Origin of the sequence: Nocardia sp. NPDC005745, from assembly GCF_040630775.1 — a bacterium.
In the GTDB taxonomy this organism is placed as follows: domain Bacteria; phylum Actinomycetota; class Actinomycetes; order Mycobacteriales; family Mycobacteriaceae; genus Nocardia.
Map to the genome: position 1 here is coordinate 28,292 of NZ_JBEXYF010000026.1, position 11,877 is coordinate 40,168.

General features: G+C 63.8%; 8 protein-coding genes. 6 read left to right on the forward strand and 2 right to left on the reverse strand.

Annotation, left to right across the window (positions count from 1 at the left end):
- Positions 1-482: 482 nt before the first annotated feature.
- The gene (locus ABZ420_RS24995; protein WP_357127148.1) at positions 483-1,523 is read right to left on the reverse strand and encodes a hypothetical protein; all 1,041 of its coding nucleotides are present in this window, start codon (positions 1,521-1,523) and stop codon (positions 483-485) included.
- 950 nt (positions 1,524-2,473) lie between these two features.
- Between ABZ420_RS24995 and ABZ420_RS25000 the strand changes: the two genes are divergently transcribed.
- From ABZ420_RS25000 to ABZ420_RS25020, 5 genes are all read left to right on the forward strand, one after another.
- Complete coding sequence (locus ABZ420_RS25000) at positions 2,474-3,568, forward strand: hypothetical protein (protein ID WP_357127150.1); 1,095 nt, start codon at positions 2,474-2,476, stop codon at positions 3,566-3,568.
- Positions 3,569-3,854: 286 nt separating this feature from the next.
- Positions 3,855-4,226 carry a hypothetical protein gene (locus ABZ420_RS25005; protein ID WP_357127153.1) on the forward strand — a complete coding sequence of 124 codons (372 nt, stop codon included), beginning with the start codon at positions 3,855-3,857 and terminating at the stop codon, positions 4,224-4,226.
- Positions 4,223-7,621, forward strand: a complete 3,399-nt coding sequence (locus ABZ420_RS25010) for a hypothetical protein (RefSeq protein ID WP_357127155.1) — start codon at positions 4,223-4,225, stop codon at positions 7,619-7,621. Before ABZ420_RS25005 ends, ABZ420_RS25010 begins: the two co-directional genes overlap by 4 nt.
- Positions 7,622-7,624: 3 nt before the next feature.
- A complete protein-coding gene (locus ABZ420_RS25015) occupies positions 7,625-7,903 on the forward strand; it encodes a hypothetical protein (RefSeq protein WP_357127302.1) in 279 nt (92 codons plus the stop codon).
- A gap of 186 nt (positions 7,904-8,089) precedes the next feature.
- The gene (locus ABZ420_RS25020; RefSeq protein WP_357127163.1) at positions 8,090-8,500 is read left to right on the forward strand and encodes a hypothetical protein; all 411 of its coding nucleotides are present in this window, start codon (positions 8,090-8,092) and stop codon (positions 8,498-8,500) included.
- A gap of 431 nt (positions 8,501-8,931) precedes the next feature.
- Here ABZ420_RS25020 and ABZ420_RS25025 read toward each other — a convergent pair whose 3' ends face one another.
- Entirely contained in the window at positions 8,932-11,052 is a 2,121-nt protein-coding gene (locus tag ABZ420_RS25025; protein ID WP_357127166.1) for a hypothetical protein, read from the reverse strand.
- A 37-nt stretch (positions 11,053-11,089) separates the two neighbouring features.
- Here ABZ420_RS25025 and ABZ420_RS25030 point away from each other — a divergent pair, with 37 nt between their 5' ends.
- The gene (locus ABZ420_RS25030) at positions 11,090-11,281 is read left to right on the forward strand and encodes a hypothetical protein (protein ID WP_357127169.1); all 192 of its coding nucleotides are present in this window, start codon (positions 11,090-11,092) and stop codon (positions 11,279-11,281) included.
- Positions 11,282-11,877: the final 596 nt, after the last annotated feature.

Genomic DNA, 11,877 nt, shown 5'->3' on the forward strand with positions numbered 1-11,877 from the left:
CTCCATGTAGCGCATTGTCAAACGAGTCGCCTAATGCTTGCCCCACAACTTGTTATCACGCAAGCAGCTCAGCTCGGTAGCGGAGGGTAAGACCCTTAATGTCGAGCCGGAGTGTGGCCCTCCGCTCTGGTGACCTCCTGACCACCCCTAAAGGCGGGTGTTGAGAATCATTCTTGGACTCAAGGTCGTTTCCGAACTACATGCAAAGCGGCTCAGGGTCACCACCGCGTCCCTCTCTGCGGCCCCCAGTAACTCCAGCCGTCCAGGTATGGTTTGAGGGCTTCCGCGTCGGGGTTGGGAATTACCGGCATCTGCAGTTTCTTCCGAAGCGGGTCAATACGATCGCGATAACTGGTTGCCCACTCCAGCCACTGCCTGGAACTAGCAGACTCCTCTACATCGGTGATCGTCTCGATATGTCGATGCATTGCCGCAAGGTACTCATCGAGTTCGAGCCCCAAACGCCACCGCTGCAGTTGCCCCTACAGAACCTCGGCACGGCACGCCTCGGCACGGGCGGCTTTCGCCGCGGCCATCGCCGCTTCCCACTGCCGCTTCTCTTCAGCCGCCTTCCGTTCAGCGGCCAGACGCGCCTCCTCGGCGTCGGCGGCACGCAACTCCAGCTCCTGCATCACCTGCGCCAAGTCGATAACGGTGTCATCTTTGTACGTCCAGCCCGATTGTCGAAGGGACGGCCGTTGGTGATCGTGAGGGTGAGCCGCCCACTGGGCACGTGATCGTATTTCGGGATCCGGGTCCAGAATCGAGATCCGAAGGTCGCCCGCAATCTCCGCCCGGCCACTGTAGCCGCGCCTCTGCGCAGCCGCCCCGGTCGCGACCTTGTACCCCTTCGCTTCTGCCGTCACCGCGAGCATGTTCAGAATCCGCAATGCGCGCATGCGAACCGGGCGCTTCATTTGTAACCGATTCTCGGAGTCCCGGATCCGGGTAACAGCAGGATCCCACTTCGTCGGGCCATCCGGGACGTGCACTGGTTCGAGCACTACGGTCATCCAGGCCGGCGGATCGGCGAACTTGATCACGAAGGTCTCGTCACAGTAATTGCCGTCTTCGATCACGAGTAGCTTCCCGTCCGGTACCTTCCCGTACCGGATCGCGGTCGCCACCAACCTCTCGTAGTCCGGTCCTTCGCGGGCAGATCGCTTGACCTGTAACACGCCGCCCGCCTGAACAAGATCAGCGATCAGCTGATCAACCGGCCGCAACCGTGGAGGTGGCTTCGCTTTACGCGGCTCAGTGGAGGCCGGCCGCTCCTTTTGCGGCTGTGGAGAGGCCGTAGGGCCAGAGGATCGGTTCCTCTTCACCAGTGCGGCGCTCGGCCGGACTGCTCGGGCCATTGACGGCTTCTTGTCCCAGTGCCCGCCAGGATAGTCTTCGTGCTCGAGGTAGTAGCGGCCTGCATCGGTGGCTTCAGCTCGCCATACTCCGCCCTTCTTCGACACGGACACCAAGCCGCGCCATTCGAGGGCGTTCGCCGTCGTCTTGTACGTGTGGCCAGTCATCACCCCCTATGGACAGCCATCGCTCACCCACTGCAGAACGTCGAACTGAGTCCGATTGATCGGATCGGTACGCGCCATCGCACCACAGCCTTCCATGAACCCGGCAGCCGTGGATCGAGATCGCCACCTTCGGCAGGGCAGACCGTGTTCGCCGTCCCTGACTCAAACCCGCGGCCGTTCTTTGCGTCAGACCTCAACCCAGCCGTACGCAGTTCGTCGATGGAGGAGACCGGCCTGCTGCTTCATGGCTGGCCGCATTGAGTGGATCTACGACACGCATTGATGCTGGCGGCGGCTCGACGGCGGGTTCCGGGGATGCCATAGCGGTCAGCGCGGCGGTGGCTTGTGCGGCGGCGGGGAGTGTCTCCGTGGTCAGTGTGGCGTGGATGGTGGCACGTTTGGTGTTGTGGTCGTAGACGATCTTGAGACCGAACGCCTCGTACAGGTTGCGTTGCAGGGCCTCGGGGGCGTCGGTGAGTTGCAGCGCGAGTCGGGGTAGGTCTTCGATCAGGTCGGGCTCGTCCGGCCCAGGCGTCAGCTATCGATGCGGCACCGGCAGTTCTGGCGTCGGGATTGCGCAATCCCACATTGGCAATACCGGTCCACCCTGGTCGAACTGAGCAAGCGCGGATTCAGTCGCCCGGACAGTCGCCGTCGAGCGCTGCATCGCGATCATCGCCGCCCGGTGCATATCGGGCACGCAGACGCGACTGCGCCGCAAGGCTCTGACGAGCCGAACCCGCGTTCGCAGCCAGGCCAAGGAGCAGAAGTCACCGCTTATCAGCCATGCCGTTGACTGGGACAAGTTCGGTATAGCCCCGCGCTGGCTGAACAGTGAGACCTTTGACTGCGTCGCTGCGCTCGAGCCCGACAACAGCTTCCTGGGGAAGGGCAAACAAGAATTCAAGCGCTTCATCGAGGGCGCAGCCGGGCGCGAAGACACAGCCCTGGTGCTCAGCACCATCGGCAACGGATTCGATCAGGCGATCGGCGCGCCAGGGGTTGTCTCGGTCTTGGGAGATTCAGAAACACGGTGCTGGGGCAGCGGCTCCCTACCTGCCCGCCCCAAACTCGCCCCGAACTTGTCGTTTGCCGACCAAGACCTCGGCAAACGTCTACTCAACCGCGCCCCCGACGCGCCGTGGTGGACACTGCGCGTGCCGCCAATGAACGAACACGACGGATATGGCGTTCAGACGATCATGGCTCCCCCATCGGGGTCACTAGAACCGATCCTGATCGATCACCTCGGGCAACCGGTGGTAGCCGCCTGGCTCGCACCGAACCGAAGGTTGCCCTGGTATATCGTTCCCGACGCGATCGACTGGAATAGCCTGTTGGATTGGTTGATTCAGCGCGCCATTCCTCAATATGCCCCAGAAGCGGCTCGGCGCATTCCCCGAGCCGCGGCTGTCGATCCGACCTGGCAAACTTCCGACGAGATCGCAGCCCACGAAGCTGTCACCGCAATGGCGATCCGCCACGACGAGGAACGAACGCTATTACACAACGAACTCGACCGGGCCAAAGCCAACGCGGCACCGATCCGCGATGCACTGCTGTACGGAGTGGGCGACGCGCTCGTCGGCGGCGTCCAACGCGTCCTCCGCGACGCTGGACTCACGACGAATAATCTCGACATCCGCGAAAAAGGGACCTGGTCGGCCGACCTATTGGCGTACGCGAATGGTCGATCCCAGCTTGTCGAGGTCAAATCTGCTCGCGGACACGCAGGTGAGAGCCTCGTCGGCGACCTGATGCGCCACCTGGACACCTGGCGTGCCGCAAGGCCCGACGAGCCGGTCACCGGCGGAACACTGATCGTCAACCACGAATACAGAGCCGAGCCCGACCAACGGAATCGGCAAGTCTATCGGCGACCCGAGTTCATCGCAGGTCTCACTGTCCACGTCGTCTCGACACTCGACCTATTTCAATGGTGGAAGGCCGCCAACTGGGCCGCCATCCGCTCAGCGGTACTCGGCACTGCCAGCCCGAACGAGCCGAACATCGTGCCCGCTGAAAACACCGCAGTGAGCAGCTGAGCGACCTGCTTATAGCAGGCCAAACCCGTTCCCATGTCCACAGCATCGAAACCCGATGCACAACAACGCGATTGATGCCGAATCATGACATCCCAGCGTCGCGGCGGGCCAGTCTCCTCCGCACGCTGTGTGCAGCAAGCCGGTTTGTTCGGATTGCTGAAGCGATTGTCGGGCATAAGTTTTGTAACGGTTGGCCCCTCGTGTGCAGCATAGGAAGGGTCGTCTGGATTTCTGTGCGTTGAGCTGTGAGGATCGTCCTCAACATTTCGGGTGGGAGGTTGGTGTGGTGTCAGGACAGACTCTGTCGCGCGTAGCTCTGCCCACAGCCGCGACAGCGGCGACGAGCACAGCGCTGGCGGCGGCGGTGAACTACGCGACGGGGAGTGATCATTCGGCCTGGACCTGGGTGGCCGTCGTCGTGCTGACCGTCGGTGTGTTCGCGGCGTCACTCTGGGTCCAGCGTGGACAATCCACGCCTCCACCCGAGAGCGAGCCCGCCGTCGGGGTCGATCTGCGCGACGTGAAGGCCGGACGAGCACTGCGGGTCAGAGGCATTCGCGCAACGGGTACCGGGGTCAGAGCACGCCGGGTTCGGTCCGGCGGTGACATGACCTTCGAGGACATCCACAGCGGCCGTGACGACACCCCACGCCCATGAACAAGGACACTCACCGGCTCGGCGCACCGCTCTACGACCTCGACCGGGTGAAAACCGGGCGTGACCTGACGATCACCCACACCGCCCACCACTACGAGGTCGGTGTTGTGTCGAACGCGGCGCTGCTCACCGGAAAATCACTGTACGTATCCCAGGTACGCGAGTTCCTCACCCCGGTCGACGGCCTGCACGACCGCGACCACGAACTCAAGGAACTGACCGAGTTCTGCCGCGGTGAGAACCCGTACCTGTGGATCAAAGCTGGGCCGTGGGCGGGAAAGACGGCGTTGCTGTCGTGGTTCACCTTGTACCCACCCCCGCAGTTGACCGTGCTTGGGTTCTTCGTCACCGACCGCCTCGCCGATCAGAACACCCACACCGCCTTCACCACAGCCGTTCTCGAACAACTCGCCGTCCTGCTGCCGGACCAGGGAGCGTTGATCGCCGCCGCCACCATCAACCGCGACGGACTCCGCAACGACCTCCTCGCCCTGGCGGCCCAGCAACAAGCCGACAACGGACGACGCCTGGTCCTCGTGGTCGACGGGCTCGACGAAGACCACGGCACACCCCCGATCGTCACCCTGCTGCCGAGGAACCCGCACCCGAATCTGCGAGTCATCGTCGCTAGCCGCTACGGCCCCAGCCTGCCCATCCCGCACGGCCACCCCCTCACCAGGACCGATCCCCACCCACTCACTTCCTCACCCTTCGCCGCCGGTGTCCGCGACAAGGCGGGCCGAGAACTCCGGGCACTGCTGCGCGGCCCTGTCGAGCACCGCGACCTGCTCGCGCTGATCACCACCGCCAACGGCCTCACCGCCTCCGAACTCACCGACCTCACCGGCATGGCACCTTTCGAGATTCACGAACTACTGCACGCGGTCGCCGGCCGAAGCCTGCGAACCCGCTCGCACCACTCCGGCCTCGATGGCGCCGGAGACCCGGTGTACGTACTCGCCCACGAAACCCTGCAACGCACCGCAGAGACCGAACTCGGCACCAACTACACCAACCAGTGCCTGCAACGGTTGCACACCTGGGCCGACCGCTACCGCGACCTCGCCTGGCCCGCGACCACCCCCGACTTCCTGCTACGCCGCTACTTCCCGATCCTGGACAAACACCAGGACTTCCCGCGGATGGCGACGCTGGCCCTCGACGCAGGCCGCCACGACCGAATGCGCGCACATACCGGTGGCGACGCCAACGCACTCGCCGAGATCCGCACCGTCCAGCAACACATCTGTGAGCAGCCCGACCCCGACCTGCTCACCACCGCGCGCCTCGCCCGCCACCGCGACGACCTCCACACCCGCTACGACAATATCCCGCCAGGACTGCCAGCCATATGGGCACGCCTCGGCCAACCCGACCGCGCCGAAACTATTGCCCGCAGCATCAACGACTCATCGCAGCAGGGTGCCGCGCTGACCCAAATCGCGGGCGCGATCGCGGCCACCGACCCCGACCGCGCCGAAACTTTCGCCCACACCATCACCGACTCCTGCGACAAGGCCATCGCCCTTGCCCGCATCGTCGGAGTGATCGCGGCCACCGACCCCGACCGCGCCACTCAACTCACCGAACAAGCCACCACCATCGCCCACACCATCACCGACCCCTGGGACCAAACCAAGGCCCTCACCCACATCGCCAACGCGATCGCGACCACCGACCCCAACTGGGCCGAAACCATCGCCCACACCATCACCGACTTCTGCGACAAAGCCATCGCCCTTGCCCGCATCGCCGACGCGATCGCGACCACCGACCCCGACCGCGCCACTCAACTCACCGAACAAGCCACCACCATCGCCCACACCATCACCAACCCACAGCGGCAGATCAGAGCCTTCACCCACATCGCCGACGCGATCGCGACCACCGACCCCGACCGCGCCACTCAACTCACCGAACAAGCCACCACCATCGCCCACACCATCACCAACCCACAGCGGCAGATCAGAGCCTTCACCCACATCGCCGACGCGATCGCGACCACCGACCCCGACCGCGCCACTCAACTCACCGAACAAGCCACCACCATCGCCCACACCATCACCGACCCGCCGCAGCAAGCCATCGCCCTCGCCAACATCGTCGGCGTGATCGCGACCACCGACCCCGACCGCGCCGAAACCATCGCCCACACCATCACCAACTCCTCGCAGCAAGCCATCGCCCTCGCCAACATCGTCGGCGTGATCGCGACCACCGACCCCGACCGCGCCGAAACCATCACCCACACCATCACCAGACCCTGGCACCAAGCCAGGGCCCTCACCCGCATCGCCAGCGTGATCACGGCCACCGACCCCGACCGCGCCGAAACCATCGCCCACACCATCACCGACCCGCCGCAGCAAGCCATCGCCCTCGCCAACATCGCCGACGCGATCGCGGCCACCGACCCCGACCGCGCCACTCAACTCACCGAACAAGCCACCACCATCGCCCACACCATCACCAGCCCCTTGCAGCAGACCATGGCCCTCACCCACATCGCCAATGCGATCGCGGCTATTGACCCCGACCGCGCCGAAACCATCGCCCACACCATCACCAGCCCCTCGCACCAAGCCAGCGCCCTCGCCAACATCGCCAGCACGATCGCGACCACCGACCCCGACCGCGCCGAAACCATCACCCACACCATCACCAGCCCCTCGCACCAAGCCAGCGCCCTCGCCAACATCGCCAGCACGATCGCGACCACCGACCCCGACCGCGCCAGTCAACTCACCGAACAAGCCACCACCATCGCCCACACCATCACCAGCCCCTCGCACCAAGCCAGCGCCCTCGCCAACATCGCCAGCACGATCGCGACCACCGACCCCGACCGCGCCAGTCAACTCACCGAACAAGCCACCACCATCGCCCACACCATCACCAACCCTTTGCAGCAAGCCAGGGCCCTCGCTCAGATCGCGGGCGCGATCGCGGCCACCGACCCCGACCGCGCCGAAACCATCACCCACACCATCACCAGACCGGAGCAGCAAACCAGCGCCCTCGCCAACATCGCCAGCACGATCGCGACCACCGACCCCGACCGCGCCGAGACCATCGCCCACACCATCACCAGCTCCTCGCACCAAGCCAGGGCCCTCGCTCAAATCGCGGGCACGATCGCGGCCACCGACCCCGACCGCGCCGAGACCATCGCCCACACCATCACCAGCCCCTGGCACCAAGCCAGGGCCCTCGCTCAAATCGCGGGCACGATCGCGGCCACCGACCCCGACCGCAACAGAACCTCATACCGACGGAGCAAACAGCTTCTCGCGCTTGCCTGGCTACGTTACGACTGGGAAATTCCCATATCTGCGCTGTGCGCCGTAGACGTACACACCCTTAAAGCCCTCACCGCTGACATCACGGGTAGGTAGCGGATCGCAACCAGCGCGGGAACCCGCGGCGAGCCCCGCTATGTTGTGTTGCGTCTGACCGGACAGCGCCACATCGAGGTCGACGGCCCCCTCGCCGACCACGACTACGGGCAACTGCTGTGCGATCTGCCCGAGGACCGGTGCCGGTGGGTGCTTCACACCAGCCACCCCACCCTGATCACCTGGCTCCCCGAACAGGCCAGCATCAAAGAACGCCTGCTCTACACCGCCGCCAATCCCGCTCTGCGCGCCCACCTCCCCGACACGGCGACGACTGTGTAGGCAGAAGACCGCACCCAACTCGTTGGTGGTTCAGTCGGCGTTCGTTTTCGTCAGACCTCCGCCGGGAGTACGAGCCATCTTCACCGGTCCCGCTCCGGGGCCGAGATCGGATCTGACGGATGCACCTACCTCGTGTGTGTGACTGCGGTGGCTCGAGGATAATCGTCGGCTGGGCCGATCATCGTCGTGGTAGACGCCAATATCCTTGTGTCCGCGAACAACCTCCGACGCAACCCGTGGAACAATTTGGTCGAGCGCCAGGAGGAATGGGGCTTCCGGTTCGCCGTGCCAGAGGTCGCCCTGCTGGAAGCAGTACATACGATCCGATCGCGGTGGGCAGAAGAACTCGCGAAAGTAAGCGCCCTTCAGATCGCAGCGCTCGAACTCGATCACCTAACACAAGACCTCCACACACTGATCAGCGAAAAGATCGATGAGTTGGAGCAGGGACTCCGTGGCGGTTTGGCTGGCATGGGCGCTTCGATCGTCGCACCTCCCGCAATCGACTACATAGACATAGTCAAGCGAGCGATCTATCGGACGCCCCTGTACAACGATCGCTCCTCAACATCGTCAGACCACTGTCAGCGCAGGTGAGCTGTCCGGCGAAGCCCATCGCTGTCGATGCGCAGCCGACTATGATCGGTGGCACCGTGCGCGTCGGCGGACGAGCGTCGTTCGCCGAGTCAGGCTCAAGCGGGTTCACGCAGGGCGTCCGCCACCGCGGAGGTATCAGTCAGCAATGGTGATCCTCCGGTGGCGCTAGGCGGGGAAGCCTGCAGTTCGGTCTCGGCGGGACTACTCGGCTTAACTTGGCAATTCTGTTGTCGCCGAAGATGATTCGTGGGTCCCTGACCGATTGATCAAGCAACAGCATCGCGGCGGATGTCGCTGGCGTGTCCGGCCGAGCCAGCCAGCATGTGAGCCAGCCGGGGCCACCATGGGTGATATCGGCGAATCCATGTTTTGACTTGCAGTCGATAGTACTCACCCGGAAAGGCTCGCTGACTCAATCGGCAACCCACGTGTCATAGTCCGCCGTGCTCTCGCCATATATCGGCGATTTGTGCATACGAGTCGATACCGGTCGAGGAATCGCGAGGGACAAAGAGCCGAAGGAGATCTGTGTAGTCAGGGCGTGTTCCGAACCACATGTCGAATATCCGAAACATAGTCTTCGGTCCGGGAGTGTGGTGGAGGAACAGGACTGTCATGCCATCACCAGCCAACTCGCTTGCGCGGCTGGCGCTGCACACAACCATCTTCCACATTGGCTCCGTTCCGATTCCGAGGTCGGCTGTTATCGGTTCGTCGCCTATCCGGTCCAGTGCGGCCGTCAGCGTTGGGGACAATTCACTGAAAGACGAAGGCAAATCGATATCGGTCGCAAGAGCGCGCGATACCGGCAGAATGTCAGTGTCAAAGATGTCTCGCAGGCGGCCCCGGCCAGTCGAGCCGGCGTAATCGGCTGCGCGCCAACAGGCCGCGAGTCGCTCGCGCAGTGCAGCCTGGTCTTCGATCCGGGGAGATGCATTCACGAAGAGCACGTGCCGCAGGAGGGGGTCTCTTCCTGCCCGCTTGGAACGGTGGATCTTCATCGCCCCGGTCAGCACAAACGCATCCATCGCAGCCACCAAGCCACTGTCGTCGCAATCGACCTTGCGGACGAATGCCTTCTCCCCAGGCACGGCCAGATCGCCTGGCCCAGGCTGCACGCCAGCGGCATCGGAGAAGAAGAAGTCCGATATTATCTGGCCTGGCAACCGCCGTGCGCGCACGATGAAATCGTTCCGGCCAGGAGTAGAGACATCGCGAAACGGGCTTGCCGTGTAGGCGACGTACTGGGCTCGAGGTAGGGCGTTGAGCAGCGCCGTGACGTAGTTGTCTAATGCCGAGTGGGGTTGTGCGGCATCTGTGTCCAAGTCGATCACGAGAGCCGGGACTTCTGCGCTCGGCGACAGGTCGGCGCGGAGGTCATTGATCACCGTCCGCAGCACGGCTCTATTCTTCTTGATGACCAGCAAGCGCGTCGGCGCTCCAGACAGATTCTCCGGTGAGTACAGGGGCAGGTCTGGCACCTCCTTCTCGAAGGTGAGCGCACGGAGCGCGGGCCCGAGCCTGCTGTAGTCAAGATCCTGCCCCGTGAGGCGTATGACACCAGACGGGGGAAGGTCACGATCAACCTGCTGCTGCACCTGGCGGCGGAGGTCGTTCAGGTTCCCGGCGAGCACGATGACCAGCCGATAGCCGGCATCGACTGCCTTCGCGACGAGTCCGATCGCGGCGCTCGTTCGGCCACCCCCGATTGGATACAAGACCAGGCCATTGCGGTTCTCGGGCTTTGCGGCCGTAGGGGCGTCGAGCAGAGCGAGTACCTCGTTCGCGACGGCTTCGGTTTGAGCGACAGCCGGTAGCGACCAGCCACGCAGCGCGAGAGCGTTGCTATAGAACTGCCAGCAGTAGTCGTTGGCAAGATTCGCGGCCGCGCTCGGAGAAGTGGCTGTGGCCGACCCCATCAGCAAGATCGCACGCTCACGTTCTAGCTCGACGATCCGCTCCCGCGCCACGCTCAGCTGATCATGGAGGGCCGCAACCGCCGCGGGCTGGCCGTGTCGGAGGACATCGTTCTCTACGAGCAGTTCTCGATACTGGAGGTCAGCGGCTTTGAGGCGTTCTCGGAGAACGGCGCACTGCTTCTGCAAACGCTTGGCATGACCCCACGTTCCGCTGTGAGCGTCCTGGGCGGCGTAAAGCAATTCCAAGAGCTGCTCAGGCTGTCCAGGCTGCGGATGCCCGGAGCGCAGTTGAACCTCGTCGACAAGATCTTTGATGAACTCTTCGGAGGGCAGAACCGCACCGTTGAAGTAGCGGGTCACCGTACTCGGCTGTAGCGCCTGTTTCTTGGCGTATTCGCGCGCCGATATTGCACCGAGCAAAGCGAACTGGTAGCGCAGTACATCGGCGAGTGCACGGCGTTCGCCGGGCAGGTCTGGTCTCAGCGGCCCGAACTGGCCGGAGGTGTGGCGCACCTGTCCAGTCATATCGCGCCCGACCGGTTGTGTCGACGTTGCGCAGAGTTTTGCAACGCGTTGCACTCGATGCACCACCACCCCGGCTGGCAGCTTGGGCAGGGATATCTGCACGAACACTGGCCCCGCCGAGGGGCACACCAAAGGAGTAGATGCCGTGGCTGACAACGAGAAGTCCAGTGCGATGCTGTCCGTGCGCAGCGCGCTGATCTTCCTGTGCGCGCTGATCGCCGGTGTCGGAGCAAGCGTCCTCACGACCTTTGCCCGACACTCACCCTATGAAGCAACGCTGATCGGCGTGGCCGCGGCGGCAAGTGCGACCAAGTTCTTTCACTCGCTGATCCGATGATGATGCCGGACAACGTGAAATCGCTCTCGCCTGGCACTGCCCAACGCGGTTCCCGAATACGCTGTCACCGCGGATCGGTCCCTGGTACAACCGAACAAACAGATCGACACCGCGAGAGCCATGGTCAGCTTGGGCAGTCGGGAGTCTCATTGCGCCGCTTGACGAATGAAGAGGCCATCGAGCGGATGCGTGCTGCCGGAGCCGAACCGCTGGAACCGTATGTCGGGGCCGACGAACCATGGCTATGCGCGTGCCTGACGTGTGGTGAGGTGGGCTACCCCCGTCTGTCCGCAGTGAAGAACGGCCGGCAGGGCCCCTGCCAGCCGTGTGGCCGTCGCAAGGCCAACAGCGCTATGAGGATTCCCTCCGACGAGGCCGTCGCGGCCATGGCCGCAGCCGGATTCGACCCGATCGGGCCCTACCCCGGTTATGCCGCTGCCTGGTCCTGCCGCTGCCGGGTCTCTTCGACTCTCCCGCTTCTGCGCACCGCTATACACCAGCAAGTCGGTTGAATTCCACGGTGACGGATCAGGATGCAGTGACAGCTGCCGCGTGGCAGCCAAACCCGAAGCAGTCAGATCCATCCCCATCGGCAC